Source organism: Frankia sp. AiPa1 (assembly GCF_023243075.1).
Lineage (GTDB): Bacteria > Actinomycetota > Actinomycetes > Frankiales > Frankiaceae > Frankia.
Window position 1 is genome coordinate 1 of sequence record NZ_JALKFZ020000093.1, and the last position, 19,112, is coordinate 19,112.

Annotated in this window: 8 protein-coding genes and 1 pseudogene; 5 read left to right on the forward strand and 4 right to left on the reverse strand. The window is 69.6% G+C overall.

Annotation, left to right across the window (positions count from 1 at the left end):
- Positions 1-377, reverse strand: a pseudogene (locus tag MXD95_RS07775) (SAM-dependent methyltransferase); the annotation flags it as partial.
- Between the two features lie 194 nt (positions 378-571).
- A complete protein-coding gene (locus tag MXD95_RS07780) occupies positions 572-1,174 on the reverse strand; it encodes a TetR/AcrR family transcriptional regulator (RefSeq protein WP_250639862.1) in 603 nt (200 codons plus the stop codon).
- Between the two features lie 77 nt (positions 1,175-1,251).
- On the opposite strand from MXD95_RS07780, the gene MXD95_RS07785 reads away from it, so the two are divergent.
- Positions 1,252-2,025, forward strand: a complete 774-nt coding sequence (locus tag MXD95_RS07785) for an SDR family oxidoreductase (protein WP_250639863.1) — start codon at positions 1,252-1,254, stop codon at positions 2,023-2,025.
- A gap of 183 nt (positions 2,026-2,208) precedes the next feature.
- Positions 2,209-3,213, forward strand: coding sequence for an NADP-dependent oxidoreductase (locus MXD95_RS07790; protein WP_250639864.1), 1,005 nt, complete (start codon positions 2,209-2,211; stop codon positions 3,211-3,213).
- A 335-nt stretch (positions 3,214-3,548) separates the two neighbouring features.
- Here the strand turns inward: MXD95_RS07790 and MXD95_RS07795 are convergent, their stop codons facing one another.
- The gene (locus tag MXD95_RS07795) at positions 3,549-4,568 is read right to left on the reverse strand and encodes a cytochrome d ubiquinol oxidase subunit II (protein ID WP_250639865.1); all 1,020 of its coding nucleotides are present in this window, start codon (positions 4,566-4,568) and stop codon (positions 3,549-3,551) included.
- On the reverse strand, positions 4,565-6,100 hold the full coding sequence (locus MXD95_RS07800; RefSeq protein WP_250639866.1) for a cytochrome ubiquinol oxidase subunit I: 1,536 nt from the start codon (positions 6,098-6,100) through the stop codon (positions 4,565-4,567). The genes MXD95_RS07795 and MXD95_RS07800 overlap by 4 nt, the downstream gene beginning before the upstream one ends.
- 459 nt (positions 6,101-6,559) lie before the next feature.
- Here MXD95_RS07800 and MXD95_RS07805 point away from each other — a divergent pair, with 459 nt between their 5' ends.
- The 3 genes from MXD95_RS07805 to MXD95_RS07815 are packed head-to-tail and all read left to right on the forward strand — an operon-like array spanning position 6,560 to position 18,974.
- Positions 6,560-11,824, forward strand: coding sequence for a DEAD/DEAH box helicase (locus MXD95_RS07805; protein ID WP_250639867.1), 5,265 nt, complete (start codon positions 6,560-6,562; stop codon positions 11,822-11,824).
- Complete coding sequence (locus MXD95_RS07810; protein WP_250639868.1) at positions 11,824-14,739, forward strand: DUF8741 domain-containing protein; 2,916 nt, start codon at positions 11,824-11,826, stop codon at positions 14,737-14,739. The genes MXD95_RS07805 and MXD95_RS07810 overlap by 1 nt, the downstream gene beginning before the upstream one ends.
- Positions 14,736-18,974, forward strand: a complete 4,239-nt coding sequence (locus MXD95_RS07815; RefSeq protein WP_250639869.1) for an Eco57I restriction-modification methylase domain-containing protein — start codon at positions 14,736-14,738, stop codon at positions 18,972-18,974. Before MXD95_RS07810 ends, MXD95_RS07815 begins: the two co-directional genes overlap by 4 nt.
- Positions 18,975-19,112: the final 138 nt, after the last annotated feature.

The window sequence follows — 19,112 nt, forward strand, 5'->3', positions numbered from 1 at the left end:
CGCGTCCACGTAGGCGGTGCGCCCCTGCGGAGTGCTGGACAGCAGCGCGCGGGCGTGAACGAGCACGATGGGGTCATCGTCCGCGTACACGACCCGGACGTCGGGCGCCACGCCCTGGGTGACCTCGTGCAGGTTCGGCGAAGTGGGAATGCCGGTGCCGATGTCGAGGAACTGTCGGATACCTTCCTCGGCGGCAAGGTACCGGGTGGCGCGGCGCATGAAGGCACGGTTCTCCCGTGCGATGGTTCGCGCGTTCGGCAGGACAGCGAGCGTCTGCTCGGCCGCCTCCCGGTCGGCCGGATAGTTTGTCCTTGCCGCCCAGGTAGTAGTCGTACCCGCGCGGTGTGGGGGACAGGCTGACGACTACTCGTGGCCAGAGTGGCGGTGGCCCAGCTGCGTCACGCCCATGCTCACGCTCACCTTTGTCGGACAGTCCCGCTGGTCACAGCGGACTAGCGGGCAGATTCGCTCCAGCAAGTGCGATGGCCGCAAGATGCAGCGCCGCACCTCCGTACGAGGGTGGTCGGTTCAGCTGGTGGCGCGCTTGGTGGTGGTTGCCGTCGGCTCACGTTCAGGGCGCGGTCCAGGGCCATGCCCGCATTGCCAGGGCGGCCACCGCTTCAAGGTCGCCGCGGTCGGCGCCGTCACGGGCCTGTTGGGCCATGCCTTGCATGACCACGCTGGTGTATACCGCCAGCGCGCGGGCGTCGGTGCCGGCGGGCAGTTCCCCGGCGTCAATCGCGACGTTGACGAGGCGTTCGAGCGCGTCGAGGTCGGTGGTGCGCAGGGCGCGCAGGGCCTGTTCGACCTCGGGTGCGTTGCAGTTGACAGCGGCGCTGATCACTAGGCAGCCGCGCGGCAGGTCGGGACGGGTGTAGGCCCCCGCGGCCTCGCGCAACATGCGGTCCAGGCCGGCCTTGAGGGTCGGCTCCTCGATCAGCGCCCTTGCGATGAAGGCGTGGTAGGTCTGGCCGTAGACCTGCACGACCTCGTCGAACAGCTCGCGCTTACTGCCGAAGGCCGCGTACAGGCTCGGGGCGCCGACGCCCATCGCCGCCGTGAGATCGGCGATGGAGGTCGCCTCATAGCCGCGCTCCCAGAACAACACCAGGGCGCGATCAAGAGCCGCGGCTCGGTCGAACTCCCTGGGTCGTCCCCGTCGGACTGCTACCACACCCTCATTCTATACCGAACGCTAGAGAATCTGCTACAGTCCAAATTCTGTAGCGATCGCTTCGGAAGGATGTGGGCATGAGGACGCTGGCAGGCAAGACCGCGCTGGTCACCGGTGGCAGCAGGGGTATCGGCAAGGCCATCACCGAACGGCTGGCCCGGGAGGGCGCGCTGGTCGCCGTCCACTGCGGGAGCGACGAGGCAGCGGCCACGCAGACGGTAGCCACGATCAGGAGCGGCGGCGGCAGAGCGTTCCTGATCCGGGCAAAGTTCGGGGAGGCCGGCGACGCCATGGCGCTCTGGGAGTCGTTCGACCGGGGCCTGGCCGAGTTCAGCGACACGCCAGGCCTGGACATCGTCGTCAACAACGCCGGGGTCGTCGTCTACGCCGCCATCGGCGACACCGCCGAGAAGGACTTCGACGAGATGTTCGCGGTCAACGCCAAGGCACCGTTGTTCATCCTCAAACATGGCCTGCACCGGCTCCGCGACGGTGGCCGGATCATCAACATCACCTCCGCGGCGGCCCGGATCGCCGTCCCGATGACCATCGCCTACTCGATGACCAAGGCAGCCCTCAACGTCCTGACCCACACCCTCGCCCAGGAGCTCGGGCCGCGCGGCATCACCGTCAACGCGGTCGCGCCCGGCGTCGTCGACACCGACCTCGTGCCCTGGCTCGCCGACCCGCAGCTAAGGGAGCGCACGGCCGCCCTGTCGGCCTTCCACCGGATCGGTGACCCGGTCGACATCGCCGACGTCGTGGCCTTCCTCGCCTCCCCCGACGCACGGTGGATCACCGGTCAGACCATCGACGCGACCGGCGGCACCCTGCTCGGCGTGACCATTTAGAAAGACGGCCGACACGGCCTGGCCGCATTTCCCCGAATACCGCGCCCGCACCGACCGGGAGCTGCCGATGTTCCTCCTGGGCTCCCCCTGAACCCGCACCGCCCTCTCCCTTTCACCCCTTTAGCCCCTTTCGCCCCTTTCGCCCATGCAGTCTTTCTCCCCGTGCGACCCAGGAGGTCTCCCATGCCGGTCTCCAGCCGTGCCTGGCATCTCGCCGCCCGCCCGATCGGCGAACCCAAACCGACGGACTTCGTGTCCGTCACCACCACGGTCGCCGACCCTGGACCGGGTCACATCCTCGTCCGCAACGACTGGCTGTCCGTCGACCCGTACATGCGCGGGCGGATGGACGAAGGTGAGTCCTACATCCCACAGTTCGAGCTCGGCGAGGCAATGACCGGCCACGCGGTCGGGACCGTTGTCGCCTCCGGAGCCGACAACGTGCCGGTCGGGTCAACCGTGTTGCACTTCCTGGGCTGGCGCGAGTACGCCCTGCTCCCCGCCGCCGTCGAGGTGCTCGATACCCGCCTCGCCCCCGCCCAGGCCTACCTCGGCGCGCTCGGTTTGACCGGGCTCACCGCCTACGCCGGCCTCACCCACATCGCCCCGGTCCAACGAGGCGACGTCGTCTTCGTCTCCGCCGCCGCGGGTGCAGTCGGGTCAGTCGCGGGCCAGATCGCCAAGCGCCTGGGCGCCGCCAAGGTCATCGGCTCGGCCGGCGGCCCCGGCAAGGCCCGGCGCCTCGTCGAGGACTTCGGCTACGACATCGGGCTCGACTACCGGGCAGGCGACCTACCCGGCCAGCTCACCAAGGCCGCACCCGAAGGCATCGACGTCTACTTCGACAACGTCGGCGGCGACCACCTCCAAGCCGCGCTCGGCGCGATGAACCAGCACGGGCGCATCGCCCTGTGCGGTGCGATCTCCACCTACAACAGCGCCGAACCCCCACCCGGCCCGAGCAACCTGCCGCTCGCCATCGGCAAACGCATCACCCTGCGTGGCATGAACGTCGGCGACCACTACAACATCGCCACCGGCTACATCCAACAGGCCACCAACTGGTTGCAAGACGGCTCGCTGCGCACCGAAGAGACCATCCTCGATGGAATCGACAAAACCGTCGAAGCCTTCCTGTCCATGATGCGCGGCGCTAATACCGGCAAGACACTCGTCCACCTTCCATAGGGTTTTGTCAGGCCGTTGATCGTCTGGATTTGGGGATGCGGGATCTTCGTCTGGTTCGATGGTCGTTGTGTAGCCCCGCCCCGGTGGGGACGATGAATGAGTACGACGAGACCGACTCCCACGCCGCCAGGTATTTTCGGGCTGCTCGGCAATTGCCGCTAGTCCGGGATTCGAGGTGGCCTCGGCGAGATTTCGGATGTCGTTCTTTGCCCGGTCTGGCAACACGTGACGATGCTCGTATCGGCCGCCGCTCTCCTCTGCCGCGGACTCCCGAGGCATCCCACCTGGCGGGCACCTCGGGACGCAGGTCCACTCTCGCGGCGAGGCGGAGGGAATCAGTGCCCATCGCCGGCTGGGTCGGGCTCGTGGTACGGGTCGGGACGGGAGAAGAGGCGGAACAAAAGGACCATGGACGGGAGGACGACGAGCATCCCAAGGCCGATGGCGACAAGCAGCGCCGCCAGGTTCGCCTCGGGGGCGGCGGCCGAGGTGACGGTGGAGTGGCCGACGATCAGGTCCGGGTACTGGGCGGCGGCCCATCCCCACAGCACGCCGGCGACGGCGAGGCCGGCGGCCACCCGCGCGGCGCCGAACCGGCGGCGCCAGAGCAGCATCAGCGCGGCAACACCACCGAGCGCCGAGGCGACGGCGAACGGGATGGACCGGTCGGCGAAACGGTCGGCGACCACCGGCGCGTGCGTCCGCAGCAAGGGGAGCAGGGCGGCGGCCCAGGCGCCTGAGGCGAGTGCGCCGGCGAGGGCACGGCGGCGCAGGCCGGGCACAAGGTGGGCGGTGGACGAGGCCGCCGCCGCGTCCCGGCACAGGTAGACAGCGGCGAGGAACGCCGTCACCGTCACCGCGAACAGGCCGCAGACCAGGCCGAACGGATTTGTCAACGGACGCCAGGGCGCGCCCGGCGCGAGATCACCGGTGGCCAGGGCGGCCCCGGTCACTCCGAGGGCGAACGGGGTGACGGTCGAGGCGGCGGCGAACACGTGCCCCCACCAGTGGTCGGGCCCGGCGGCGCCACCGCCGTACGCGCGGTAGACGTAGGCCGATCCGCGCAGCACGATCCCGACCAGCGCGATGAGCAGCGGCACCTCGAGCGTCGAACCGATGATCCCGAACGCCTCGGAGAACCCACTGAACAACGCCACCAGGACGAAGATGAGCCAGACGTGGTTGGCCTCCCACACCGGTCCGAGCGCGGCGGAGATGAGCCGCCGCTGGTCGGTGGCGTCCCGGCCGCGGGCGAGCAGATCCCAGATTCCGCCGCCGAAGTCGGCCCCGGCGAGGAGCGCATAGGCGGTCAGGCCGCCGACCATCACGACCAGCAACAGATCCGCCGCGCTCATCGCCGCGTACCTCCGCCCGCGGGCACAGCCGGCTCGGAACCAGCCGGGGCCGCCGCATCGGCCGACAGGTCCGCAGCAACCCGCGTATCCGATCCGGCCAGCGTGCCCGGCGCGACCGGCGCGAGCCGATCCGGCGGGACGTCCGGGCCGAGCGCCGGAGGCGGGGCGGTCGGGAGGTCAGGCCCGACGGCGTGACCAGGACCAGGGCCGCCGGTGGCCATGCGGCGCAGGATGAGGATCACGGCGGCGGCGAGGCCCAGATAGAGGATGATGGTGCCGGCGAGCGTCCAGCCGACGCCGGGGCTGGACGTGACGGCGTCGGCGACCCGCATCCGGCCGTAGACGATCCAGGGCTGACGGCCGCCCTCGGTGACCTCCCAGCCGGCGAGCATCGCCAGCATCGCGGCGGGGCCGGTGGCCGCGGCGGCCGCGAGCCAGGGCCGCCCGGTCGGCAGCAGCGGGCGTTCGCCGCGCCGGTGGCGGCGCGCCATGACCAGCGCGACCAGCGCCGCGAACGCGATCAGCACGGTGCCCAGCCCGACCATCAGGGTGAACGCGCTGTGCACGAGCAGGACGTTCGGGCGGTCGGTGGGTGGGGCGGCGTCCAGCCCGGTGATGCGGTGGTCGGTGTGGAAGCCCTCGAGCAGCGACAGCAGTTTCGGCAACTCGATGCCATAGCGGACGCGGCCCGTCGCGTCGTCGTAGAAGCCGCCGATGGTCAGTGGGGCGCCGGAGCGGGTGCGGAACAGGCCCTCCATCGCGGCGAGTTTGAGGGGTTGGCGGGAGCCGACGACCCGGGCCGCGAGATCCCCGGAGACGAGCTGCAGCGGCGCGCACACCAGCACCGCGGCCAGCCCGACCCGCAGTCCGCGCAGGTGGTACAGGTCGCGGCGTCCGCGCAGCAGGCCGATGGCGTACACCCCGGCGACCACTCCCCCGGTGCACATCAGCGCGGCAAGGAGCATGTGCACCACCTGCGCCGGCGCGGCGGGGCTCAGGAAGGGAGCGAGCGGCTCGGCGGAGACCACCGTGCCGTCGACCTCGCGGATATGGCCGGGCACGTTCATCCACGCGTTCGCCGTGATGATGAACACCGTCGAGAGCGTCCCGGCGATCGCGATCGGCCACAGCGTCAGCCAGTGGGCCCGCGCCGACAGCCGCTGCCATCCGTACAGGTACATCCCGAGGAAGATCGCCTCGGCGAAGAAGGCGAACCCCTCCAGGGTGAACGACAGGCCGAGCACCCCGCCGTAGCGGGCCATGAACGCCGGCCAGAGCAGACCGAACTCGAACGACAGGACGGTCCCCGACACCGCCCCCACCGCGAACAACACGGCGAACGCCCGCGACCACTTCTTCGTGAGCGCGAGCCAGCCCGGATCACCGGTGCGGACCCAGCGTCCCTCGGTGTAGAGCAGCAGCCACGGCAGGCCGACGCCGAACACCGCGAAGCAGATGTGGAACGCCAGCGAGAACGCCGTCTGCACCCGCGCCAGATCCGCAGCCCCCGCAGCCCCCGCAGCCAGCACCATCCCATCCCACCACCGATCTTCTACGTGACGTCGAAACTTCTACGACCCGTAGAATAGCCTCATCGGGCGGGACGCCAAAATGATCCACATCGCACAGCGTCAGTGGCGGTGGCGGTGGCGACCGATCTCGCCTCCGGTCATCCTGTGATCGCTTATGACCAGCGGGGCCACGGCGCGGGCGGGTAGGCAGGCAGGCGGCGGCCGGCCTGCACCTTCGGATCGATCCTCGACAAGGTCGCCGATGCCTTCGCCGGCCGCAAGCGCACGGACCCCGACGGACCCACCGCCGCATCGCCCGATACCGACTCCCCAGCCGGATCCACCAACGCCGGACCTACCAGAGACGGACCTGCCGACGCGTCGCTGGGGTTGCTGCGGGCGGCGGCCACGATCGCCGTAGGGTGCAGGTTTGGGGATGGTTGGGCCCGGTCCGGCGGGTGCGCGACAGTAGGCGGGGGCATGCGGGTCTTCGACGTACATGCGGGACTGATCAAGGACTACTCGGACTTCACGGACTCGCTGGTACAGGTGCGGGACGGACGGATCGCCGCCCATCTGGCCGACGAGCGAGAGAGGAAGGTCCGTTGGCCTGATCCGTGGATCTCGCTGAACCCCACCTTCGCCGCGGGTGGATCGGTCGATGAACTTGTGCGTGACGAGGTCCTGCACCCCGACTGTGGGCGATACTTCCGGGCGAAACGTGCCGAGGATGATCCTGGCCGTCGGTCGCTGGCGCTGTACCAGCATCAGCGTGAGGCGGTTGAGGCGGCGCGGGGCCGTGGCAGCTATGTGCTGACGACAGGTACCGGGTCGGGCAAGAGCCTTGCGTACATCGTTCCGATCGTCGACGCGATCCTCCGCGCGCCGCGGGAGGACCGGATCTCGGCGATCGTCGTCTACCCGATGAACGCGCTGGCGAACAGCCAGCTCCACGAGCTGACCAAGTATCTGGTGTGGGGCATTCCCGCAGCGGATCGCAGGGTGACGTTCGCTCGGTACACCGGGCAGGAGTCAGCGGCGGATCGGGAGCGGGTGTTCCAGCGGCGGCCGGACATTCTGCTGACGAACTACGTGATGCTGGAGTACCTGCTGACTCGGCCGCACGAGCGGCAGGTTCTGATCGGTGCGGCTCATGGCCTACGTTTTCTGGTGCTTGATGAGCTGCACACCTACCGGGGCCGGCAGGGCGCGGACGTGGCGTTGCTGGTACGCCGGCTGCGGGAGGCGTGTGCGGCGCCGGAGATGAAGTGTGTCGGTACGTCGGCGACGATGGCGACCGCGAAGACGTTCGCCGAGACGCAGGCGCAGGTGTCGCGGGTCGCCAGTCGGCTGTTCGGTGTCGACGTCGAACCGTCCGCGGTCATCGGCGAGACGTTGCGGCGGGCGACCGAGGCACGCTCGCCGTCCGACACCGAGCTGGACAAGGCTGTCGCGATGGCGGCGGAACGCGGTCAGGCCGGCGGGCTGGAGGCTGTGGGAGGCCGGTCATACGGTGAGTTGGCGAGTGATCCGTTGGCGATCTGGGTCGAGGACACTTTCGGGCTCGCGAACAGCGGGAACGACGGGAACGACGGTCGTCTGAAGCGACGCACGCCCACGACCCTGCCGAGGGCCGCGGCCGAGCTTGCCCAGAGGACGGCTCGGGCTGAGGCTGTGTGCGCCGCCGCGATCAGCGCGATGCTCGCCGAGGGTGCCGCGGCACGCGAGCCGGAGACGGACCGGCCGCTGTTCGCCTTCCGGCTGCACCAGTTCCTGACGAAGGGCGACACAGCCTACGTCAGCCTCCAGCCACCCGAGACACGGCGGATCACCAGCCAGTACCAGGTGTCTGTGCCCGGCCAGCGGGACTGGCCGCTGCTGCCGCTCGCGTTCTGCCGTGAGTGCGGCCACGAGTACCTGGAGGTCACCCGCGTCACGGACGCGGACGGCGTCCGCTACCTGGCCCGCACGGGCACGACGGTGACCAAGGAGAATGCGGAGCCGGGCTACCTCTACCTCGCCTCGGACGATGACCCGGACGCGCTCTGGCCGGACGATCCGCTGGCCGCGGGCCGGATCCCGGACACCTGGCTCGACCCGGCGACCACCACCAGTCCGAAGGTCCTCCCACGGCTCGTCGAGTATCTGCCGAAGACGGTCTGGGCCGGAACCGACGGCCGTGAGACACCGCCGGGCGAGGGAACGCAGGCATGGTTCGTCGCCGTCCCGTTCCGGTTCTGCCTGCGCTGCCGGGTCTCCTACGAGCAGCCAAGGATCAAGGACTTCGCGAAGCTGGCCACGTTCGCCGCCGAGGGTCGCAGCTCGGCGGTGTCACTGCTGAGCGTGAGTGTGCTGCGTGGCCTGCAGGCGCAGGAGGACCTGAAGGAATCGGCCCGCAAGCTGCTGACGTTCGTCGACAACCGACAGGATGCGAGCCTTCAGGCCGGCCATCTCAACGACTTCGTCCAGGTCACGCGGCTGCGCGGCGCCCTGTGGAAGGCAGCGGCCGCGGCCGATGAGCACGGACTGCGCCATGACGAGGTGGCGCAGAAGGTCACCGACGCGCTCGACCTGCCGATCCGGTCGTTCTCCAGGATCGAGGATCCGCGGTTCAGCCAGAAGGACAACGTGCTGCGGGCGCTGCGCGCCGCGGTCGCCTACCGGATCTACGCGGACCTGGAGCGAGGCTGGCGGGTGACGATGCCGAACCTGGAGCAGACCGGCCTGCTGCTGTTCGACTACGTCGACCTGGCCGAGATCGCGGCGGAGCAGGACCTGTGGGCACAGACGCATGCCCTGCTGCGCGATGACAGCGCGCGGCACCGGGCGCAGCTGGGCCGGATCCTGCTGGACGAGATGCGCCGGGCGCTCGCCGTCGAGGCGGAGGTTCTGACCCAGGCGGGTCATGAGCGGCTGCTCACCTCCAGCGACCAGCTCCTGAAGGGCGTGTGGGCGATTCCGCCCGGCGAGCCGCGGGTCAACGAGCGGACGATGTTCGCCTCGGCCGGCGCGAAGGGCGGTCCCCGCGACGCGGTGCACATCACCGCCCGGGGCGCGTTCGGCCGTTACCTGCGCCGCGCGGGCGAGTTCCCACATGCACCGGGCAAGGTGACGATCGGTGACGCCGACAAGATGATTGGCGATCTGGTCAAGGTGCTCCTCCGGCACGGCCTGATCGCGGAAGTCGAGGGGCCGCGTGGGACACGGGGCTACCAGGTCCGTTCGTCGACGTTGATCTGGCGTGCCGGGGACGGGAGCCGGGGTGCGCCGGACCCGCTGCGCAAGATGGTCGATGACGACACCGGTATGCGCGTGAACACGTTCTTCCGCGACCTCTACCGCCGCGGGGCGTCGGACCTGAACGGACTGCTGGCCGCCGAGCACACCGCTCAGGTTCCGGCAAAACGCCGCCAGGAACGGGAGGAGGCGTTCCGCCTGGGCGGGGATCCGGACAGGGGCGGCCTGCCGCTGCTGTACTGCTCGCCGACGATGGAGCTCGGCGTGGACATCGCCGAACTGAACGCGGTGGCGATGCGTAACGTGCCGCCGACGCCGGCGAACTACGCGCAGCGTTCCGGCCGGGCGGGTCGGTCGGGGCAGCCGGCGCTGGTCACGACGTACTGCTCGACGGGCAGCGCGCATGACCAGTACTACTTCCGCCGCTCGCATCAGATGGTTGCCGGCAGCGTCACCCCGCCGCGGCTCGACCTGAAGAACGAGGACCTGGTCCGCTCGCATGTCCACGCGATCTGGCTGGCCGAGACCGGCGCGAGTCTCGGCCGCAGCCTCACCGACGTCCTGGCAGTCGAGGAAGGACCCCGCGGTGCGCTACCGCTCCCGGTCCACCTGCACCTCGCCGCGCAGCTCACCGATCCAGACGCCCGGCTGCGGGCCTCGGCCGCCGCGGCCTCCGTGCTCACCGGCGACGAGATCCATGCGGCGAGCTGGTGGCACGAGGGCTGGATCGGCGACGTCATCCAGGCCGCGTCCCGAGCGTTCGACGCCGCCTGTGACCGGTGGCGCGACATGTACCGGGCCGCGGTCGAGGACCAGCGGGAACAGAACCTGCGTGTCCTCGACCGGTCGATGGCCTCACCGAGCCGGGATCTGGCCCGCCGACGCCGATATGAGGCCGAGGAGCGGATCAAGCTGCTGACGAACGAGGCGGAGGAGACCCCGTTCTCCGACTTCTACTCGTACCGCTACTTCGCTTCCGAGGGCTTCCTGCCGGGTTACTCGTTCCCCCGCCTGCCGCTGGCGGCCTATATCCCCGGTGAACGGGGTGGTCGGACCGGCGGCGACTACATCCAGCGGCCTCGCTTCATCGCGGTCGCCGAGTTCGGCCCGGGTGCACTGATCTACCACGAGGGTGACCGCTACCAGGTAACACGCGTCCAGATTCCCGGTGGGCTCAACGCCGCCGGCGACATCGCGACGACCGAGGCCCGGCTGTGCGGGGAATGCGGTTACTGGCATGACCGTGGCGTCGGGACGAACCGCTGCGAGGAATGCGACGCGCCGCTGAGCACGCCCATGCCGGGGCTGATGCACCTGCAGACCGTCATGACGCAACGGCGCCGGCGGATCTCCTCGGACGAGGAAGAACGCCGTCGTGCGGGCTTCGACCTGTTGACGACCTACCGGTTCGCCACTCATGGCCGGCGCCCTGGACGTCTGGCGGCCACGATCGAGCCAGCAGAAGACGGCTCAGGAGCGCTCGCGAGTCTCGTGTTCGGGGATACCGCCACCGTCCGGGTGATCAACCAGGGGCTTCGGCGCCGCAGTCGCAAGGACCAGCTGGGGTTCTGGCTCGACCCGGTCAACGGCCGTTGGATCACGGAGAAGAAGGCGACGGAGCCGGTCGCGGAGGAGTCCGAGCTGGCGGATTTCGCCGACGATCTGCGGGCTCGTAAGGTCGTCCCGTTCGTCGAGGATCGGCGCAACATCGCCGTGATCCGCCTCGCGTCGCCGGTCGACGATGCGACTGCGACAACGCTGCGCTACGCGCTGGAACGCGGGATCGAAACCATGTTCCAGCTGGAGGACTCTGAACTGACCAGCGAGGCGCTGCCCGACAGCAGGGGCCAGGGCCGGTTTCTCCTGATCGAAAGCACGGAGGGTGGTGCCGGCGTGCTGCGCCGGCTGCATGATGAACCGACAGCCTTGGCCGAGGTCGCGGCCAAGGCGTTGGAGCTCATCCATTACGACCCGGCGACGGGCGAGGACCTGGGCCACGCGCCGGGCGCACGGGAGCGATGCGAGCGGGGCTGCTACGACTGCCTGCTGTCCTACACGAACCAGACCTTCCACCTGGGAATCGACCGGCACCTCGTCGTCGACCTGCTCCGCCGGTTCGCCAGCGCCGAGACCGTCCGCACCCAGGGCCATCCAGACGGACCGGCTGGGCGCGCCAGCGAGCTGGCCGAGCGAGCCGAATCGGATCTGGAACGCAGGCTGCTGACGTTTCTTCGCGAGGGAGGCTTCCGGCTTCCCGACGCCGCGCAGGCACGCGTCGACGAGGCGTTCGCTCGGCCCGATTTCGTGTATCACCTGAGTTCGGGTCCCGTCGCGGTGTTCGTGGACGGGCCGCACCACAACGCCGCTCCGGTCGCGGAACGCGACGCGGCGGCCGAGGACCGGCTGGCCGACCTGGGCTGGCTCGTCGTCCGGTTCCGTTACGACGAGGAGTGGGGACAGGTCGTGCACGCCAATGCGAACGTCTTCGGCACCGGGCGGGCCATCTGATGCCCCCGCGGACGGCAGCCACCAGCGGAGTCACCAACCCGCCGGGCGCAGCCCTCTACCGGCCGGGCAGTGTCGTCGCGGCACGCGGCCGGGACTGGGTCGTTCTCCCGGGCAGTGCCCCGGATCTGCTGATCGCCCGGCCGCTCAACGGCGACGAGGAGTTCATCGCCGCGCTGTTCCCGGCCGAGATCAGCCCGGCCGAGTTCGCGCCGCCGAAGGTCGGACCGAACACGGTAGGCGACCACCAGTCCGCCCGGCTGCTGACGACCGCGCTGCGGCTCGGGTTCGACGCGGGTGCCGGGCCGCTGCGTTCACTCGCCTCGGTGGCCGTCACGCCGCGCAACTACCAGCTGGTCCCGTTGCTGGTCGCGCTACGCCAGCGGACGGTGCGGATGCTCATCGGTGACGATGTCGGCATCGGTAAGACCGTGGAAGCCGGACTGATCGCGAAGGAACTGCTCGCGCAGGGCGACGCCACCGGTCTGACCGTTCTCTGCGCCCCGGCCTTGGCCGAGCAGTGGCAGCGGGAACTCGCGGAGAAGTTCGCCATCGAGGCCGAACTGGTCCTCACCTCCACCGCGACCCGCCTGGAACGGCTGTCCGGCGAAAAGTCGATCTTCGAAAAGTTCCCGTTCACGGTCGTGTCGACCGATTTCGTCAAGGCCGACCGTCGGCGCGACATCGTCGCCCGTGGCTGCGCCGACCTGGTCATCGTCGACGAGGCCCACACCGTCGTCGGCGGCCCGTCGGTCGACCGCCACCAGCGCTACGACCTGGTCAGGCGCATCGCCGCGGACGAGAACCGCCATCTGCTGCTGGTCACCGCAACGCCGCACTCGGGCGATGACGAGGCGTTCCGTGCTCTTCTCGGCCTCCTGAGCCCGGATCTGGCGACGATCGACCTGGATGACAGGATGAGCCGTGACCGGCTTGCCCGTCACTTCGTGCAGCGCCGCCGCAAGGACATCCGCAGGTTCATCGACGAGGAGACGCCGTTCCCCAGCGATCGTGACTACAAGGATCTGCCGTACGGTCTCGACGAGGACTACCAGGCGCTCTACCGGGACACCCTCACGTTCGCCCGGCAGCTGGTCCGCACCGCCGACGGGGACCTGAAGACGCGGATCCGCTGGTGGTCCTCGCTCGCGTTGCTGCGCTCGCTGGCCAGTTCCCCGGCAGCCGCCGTGGCGACCTTCCAGTCGCGCTCCGGCCTCGATCTGAACATGTCCAGCAAGGAGATCGAACAGCTCGGCCGCCAGGAGCATCTCGACCCGATGGACGACGCCGCCGACGGCGCCGACGTCCCACCGGGTGCGGACAACGAGACCCTTCCCGAGCCCGACCAGCAGCGGCTGCGCGAACTCGGCCAGGCGGCGGCGAAGCTCGCGGGCAGGGACACCGACGCGAAACTCCGCCTGCTGATCAAGACGATCAAGGGACTGACCGCCGAGACCTACAACCCGATCGTCTTCTGCCGGTACATCCCCACCGCGCACTATCTGCACGCCCAACTCGGCAAGGCCCTCGGCAAGAAGGCCACCGTCCGCTACGTCACCGGCGAGGACCCGCCCGCCGCGCGGGAGAAGGCCGTCGCCGAGCTCGGTGACGTGCCCGGCCGGCGGGTCCTGATCGCCACCGACTGCCTCTCCGAGGGCGTCAACCTCCAGGAGCACTTCGACGCGGTCGTGCACTACGACCTGTCCTGGAACCCGACCCGCCACGAGCAGCGCGAAGGCCGCGTCGACCGGTTCGGCCAGCGCAGGGACATCGTCCGCGCCGTCACCCTCTACGGCCAGGACAACGGCATCGACGGCGTCGTCCTGAACGTCCTGCTACGCAAGCACCGGCAGATCGCGAAGAACACCGGGGTGGCCGTGCCCGTCCCCGAGGAGACGACCGGTGTCGTCAAGGCTCTGGTCAACCGCCTCTTGCGCGACGGCTCTGGCACCCTGCAAAGCCAGCAGCTCGCCCTCGATCTCGACCTCAACGACCTCGCGCCGGATATCGACGGAGCCTGGAAGAGTGCGGCGGAGCGGCAGAAGGGCGCCGCCACGAAGTTCGCCCACTCGGGTATCGCCGACACCGACGTCGAACGGGTCCTCGCCGGCGTGCGGGCCGCGATGGGCACCACCGCCGAGGTCCGCGGTTTCGTCCACGACGCCCTCGCCGCAATCGGCGCCCAGGTCAGCGCCGAGGACGACGGTTTCAAGGTCTCGCTCGCCGGCCTGCGCCCCGCCGTCCGCGACGCCCTCGGTGTCCGCGACGACAAGGTCACGTCGATCCGGTTCTGTGACGACCTGCCGGCCCGCCCCGGCCAGCGCGCGCTCGTCCGTACCGATCCCGCGGTACGCGGGATCGCCCGGCTCGTCGTCGAAGCCGCCCTCGACGGCCGGCCGTCGGCGCCGACCGGGGACGCCGAGGAAGATCCGTGGGCCGGCACGGACCTGGGCACCCCGCCCCCGGCGGCCAGGCTCGGCGTGTTCCGCGTCAGCACCGTGCCCATCCGCACCGTGCTGCTGCTGACCCGCTACCGCTTTCATCTGACCCTGCCGGGCACCGCCCGACCGAACACCGTCGTCGCTGAGGACGCCCGCCTCGCCGGCTACCGCCGCGACCCCGGCGGCAGCTTCGAATGGCTCGACGACCAGGAGGTCAGAGCGCTACTCGCCGCGGCGCCGGACAACGCGCTGCCACAGCTCGTCCAGCAGCAGGCCGAACGCGCCGTCGCCGAACTCGCCGACGCCCAGCCGCACCTCGACGCCAAGGGCGGCGTGCTCGCCGCGGAGCTGCGCGCCGCGCACGCCGCCGCCCGCGAGATCGTCGGCGGGCGGACCCGCAGCCTCGACGTCAAGCCGCACGAACACGCCGACGTGCTCGGCGTCTACGTCTACCTGCCGGCCGGAGCCGTCCGTTGAGCCGCCACGACGACGAGAAGTTCACCGCCGTCACCATCGAAGGCGGCTTCCTGCCGCCCCGCCTGCTGCGCCGCATCGTCAACGGCGACGCGGAACTCCCGGGCACCGGCACGGACACCTACGGCCTCGGTCTGAACGAGAACGTCAAACAGGCCGCCGCTCGACACTGGACGCATCTGCGCGGAGTCTGGCTGAGTTTCCAGGACTGGCTCACGGCGGAGCCGGCACACCGTCAGGGCGCCGCGTCGACCGACGTCTCCGCCGAGCTCACCCGCACGCACTGGCTGCAGGCCCTCTTCTCGGTACTCGACTACGGCCTGATCTCGCCGGCACCCCGCGATCGCACCCCGCGGGTGAGCCACCTCTGGCAGCACGTGCCGATCCACCTCGTCAGCTGGAACCGCGGCCTCGACGAACGAATCGGCAGGACCGGGCCCGGTTCCAAGGGCGAACGTGCTCCGCAGGCACTCCTCCAGGAGCATCTCAACGGCCGGCCCGAGCACCTCTGGGGGATTCTGTCCAACGGTCGGGACCTGCGGCTGCTGCGCGACTCGTCCGCCCTTGTCGGCGCCGCCTACCTGGACTTCGACCTCCAGGCCATCTTCGACGGCGAGCTGTTCGACGAGTTCGCGCTTCTTTACGCCACCCTGCACGCCTCCCGCCTCACCGTCCAACCACGTGCCGACGGCACCCCGGGTACCCCGGCCGACTGCTGGCTCGAACGGTGGCGGACCTTCGCGCACCAGACCGGCATCGAAGCCAAGGACAAACTGCGCGAGCAGGTCCGCAGGGCCCTCGAGGAGCTCGGCACCGGTTTCCTCGAAGCCAATCCGGCATTGTGCGACAAGTTGAGAGCCGGCCGACGCAACGGCGGGATCTCCGAGTCCGACTTCGAACACGAGCTGCTCAGGCTCGCTTATCAGATCCTCTTTCTCTTTGTGTCCGAGGACCGCGACGCCCTGCTCATCCCGCCGCCACCGGACCCGGACCGGCCCATCGGCGTCGGCATCGCCCCCGGGCCGAATCCCGCGCGCGGTCGAAGCCGGCAGGATCTGGAGCGGGCCCGGGATCGCTACCAGCGGTACTTCTCCACCGAGCGGCTGCGCCGCATCGCTGACGCCCGCCTCGGTGACCGGCACGGCGACCTCTGGCGCGGCCTCGTCGTCGTCCTCGATGCCCTCGGCACCGAAGGCGGCCGGCCCGAACTCGCCCTCCCCGAGCTCGGCGGCCTCTACCTGCGCGCCGACGATCCCGACGCACCCCGCAGCACAGCCGACGACGCGCTCACCAGCCGGCCGGACGAACTACGCGACCACCAACTACCGAACAGCCGGCTTCTCGCCGCGATCCGCCTGCTCAGTCACGTCCCCGACGACCGCGGTCGCCTGCGCCGCGTCGACTTCGGCCACCTCGGCGCCGACGAACTCGGCAGCGTCTACGAATCCCTGCTCGAACTCGTCCCGCGCCCCGACGTGCCGAGTCGGACCTTCACCCTCGTCGAGATCGCCGGCAACGAGCGCAAGACCACCGGCTCGTACTACACCCCGACCGTCCTCATCGACTCCCTGCTCGAGTCTGCCCTCGACCCGGTCATCGATGACCACGCCCACGGCGGCGACCCCGACAACCTCCTGAAGATCACGGTCTGTGACCCGGCCTGCGGCTCCGGCCACTTCCTGGTCGCCGCTGCCCGGCGCATCGCCCTGCGCTACGCCCAGATGTACGCGGGCGACGCGGAGCCGACCCCGGCCGCGTTCCGCCACGCCCTCGACAAGGTCGTCCGCGCATGCGTCTACGGCGTCGACATCAACCCGCTGGCCGTCGAGCTGACCAAGGTCTCTCTCTGGCTGGAGTCCCTCGCGCCGGGCCGGCCACTGGCCTTCCTCGACGGCCACATCCGGGTCGGCAACGCCCTGCTCGGCGTGACCCCGAGGCTCCTGTACACGGGCGTCCCGGACACGGCCTACAAGGCACTGGACGGCGACGAACCGGCCTGGGCGAACCACCTCCGTAGCGAAAACCGGTCAAAGCGCTCCCAGCAGATCGAAGCCTTCGAGCTCGATCCCGCCAGGCTGAACAACGCCAGCCTGGTCCAGGGCGTCGCGCGGATCGACCGGATCGGCGCCCGGTACGACCTCACCCTCGCCGACATCCGCCAGCAGGCCAGGGCGCAGCGCGAACTGGACGACTCGCCGGATCGGCGCCGCCAGGTGCTGGTCGCCGACGCCTGGTGCGCCGCGTTCTTCTGGCCCAAGCGTGCGGACGCCCCGCAGGCGATCACCAGCGAGACGGTCCAGCGGCTCATCGACGACACACTGACGCCCGACCCTGCCCACGACGACCTGCGCCACAAGATCACAGTCCGCAACCGCTTCTTCCACTGGCATCTCGAGTTCCCCCGAATCTTCCAGGTGGACGCCGCGTCCCCACCAGGCGGTCAGGACCCGGGGTGGAACGGCGGCTTCTCCTGCGTCCTCGGAAACCCGCCCTGGGACCGGGTGAAGATCCAGGACAAGGAGTTCTTCGCCGCTCGCCGAGTCGACATCGCCGCCGCTGCCAACGCCGCGGCCCGCCAGCGCCTGATCAGGGATCTGCTGGCCAGCGAGGACTCGGTCGACCTCGAACTGCACGCGGAGTACAAGGCCGCGAAGCGCGCGGCGACGTGCGAGTCGGAGTTCCTCCGCGGCTCGGGCCGCTTTCCCCTCGCGGGCCGCGGCGACGTCAACACCTACGCCGTCTTCGCGGAGACCGCCCGCACGCTGCTCGCCCCGGCAGGCCGCTTCGGCCAGGTTCTGCCCACGGGCATCGCGACCGACGCGACCACCGCGCAGTTCTTCGGTGATCTCGTCACTGAGCGGGCGCTCGTGTCCGTGCTCGACTTCGAGAACGAGGAGAAGCTTTTCCCGGGTGTTCATCACCAGTTCCGCTTCGCGCTCGTCACGGCGAACGGCTCCCATACCCAGACCGAACACATCAGGCTCGCCTTCCGTGCGCGCAAGGTCCCGGACATCGCCCGTATCGAGTTCACCCTGACCCGCGAGGACATCACCCGGCTGAACCCGAACACGAAGACTTCCCCAGTGTGCGAGAGCCCGAGGCACGCTCAGATCATGAAGGGGATCTACAACCGGCTGCCCATCCTGTCGCGGGACGCACCTCCGGAGAATCCGTGGATGATCAGTTTTCTGACCCTGTTCCACATGGCGACCGACTCGAAAAAGTTCGAGCGTCGCGAGGATCTGCAGGCCGATGGCTGGCGGCTGGTCTCCTCGGCCTTCGTCCGTGGACCGGTCGATGGTCCGGACCGGATGATCCCGCTGTACGAGGCCAAGATGGTGCACCACTTCGACCATCGGTACGGCACATACGACGGCCAGACCGAGGCCCAGGCCAGACAGAACATCTTGCCACCACTGCTCGGGAAGGAACGGCCGGACGGTGCCGGCGTCGCGCCGATGCCCCGCTACTGGGTGCCCGAAGACGCGGTGGAGAAGAAGCTGGCCAGATGGGACCGGGGATGGCTGGTGGGCTTTCGAGACGTCGCTCGCGGAGCCGACGTCCGGACGATGATCATCTCGGCGGTCCCGCGGCTCGCGGTCGGACACAAGCTTCCGCTGCTGCTGTTCGGGCAGCGGGGCCACCTGTTGCTCGCGAACCTCGGCTCGTTCGTCTTCGACTACGTTCTGCGCCAGAAGATGTCCGGCGCCTCGGTGAGCTACTTCCTGGTCAAGCAGATACCGGTGCTCGAACCCGGACGGTACGACGACCAGGCCGACTGGCAGCCTGATGCCTCGCTGGACTCGTGGGTCACGGCCAGGGTGCTGGAGCTGACCTACACGGCCTGGGACATGCGGCCGTTCGCCAAGGACCTCAAGGACGGCGGGCCGCCTTTCGTCTGGGACCCGGAGCGCAGGTTCGTGCTGCGGGCGGAACTCGACGCCGCCTACTTCCGGCTGTACGGCGTCGAGCGGAGCGACGTCGAGTACATCCTGGCCAGCTTCCGGGCCTTCCGGAACAAGGAGCCTGAACTCTTCGAGGCGACCAGAAAGAAGATCCTCGCGGTCTACGACGAGATGACCCGCGCGCAGGAGACGGGCGTGGTGTTCCGCTCCGAGCTGACGCCACCCCCAGGCGAGGGCCCGCGGCATCCAGCATCAACCCGGCCGAAGCACGTCCTCGCATCACGCCCACCGGCCGACACTCTCTTCTCGACCTTGGAGGCCGGCAGCTCGTAGCTGGCACCTTTCGTCGTGATGTGGTCGTGCAGAGACATGGCCCTGGACCACAGTGTCCCCCCCTAGTAGACTGTCGCTGCTAATGTGTGGGGTATAGGTGGCGGAGTTTGGTGCGGGCGTCGTCGGTGGTGAACTGCC

What these genes read in the sequence shown, in the direction of transcription:
- MXD95_RS07785 (WP_250639863.1), top strand. Translation starts at nt 1,252, where the DNA reads ATGAGGACGCTGGCAGGCAAGACCGCGCTGGTCACCGGTGGCAGCAGG.
- MXD95_RS07790 (WP_250639864.1), top strand. Translation starts at nt 2,209, where the DNA reads ATGCCGGTCTCCAGCCGTGCCTGGCATCTCGCCGCCCGCCCGATCGGC.
- MXD95_RS07795 (WP_250639865.1), bottom strand. Translation starts at nt 4,568, where the DNA reads ATGAGCGCGGCGGATCTGTTGCTGGTCGTGATGGTCGGCGGCCTGACC.
- MXD95_RS07800 (WP_250639866.1), bottom strand. Translation starts at nt 6,100, where the DNA reads ATGGTGCTGGCTGCGGGGGCTGCGGGGGCTGCGGATCTGGCGCGGGTG.
- MXD95_RS07805 (WP_250639867.1), top strand. Translation starts at nt 6,560, where the DNA reads ATGCGGGTCTTCGACGTACATGCGGGACTGATCAAGGACTACTCGGAC.
- MXD95_RS07810 (WP_250639868.1), top strand. Translation starts at nt 11,824, where the DNA reads ATGCCCCCGCGGACGGCAGCCACCAGCGGAGTCACCAACCCGCCGGGC.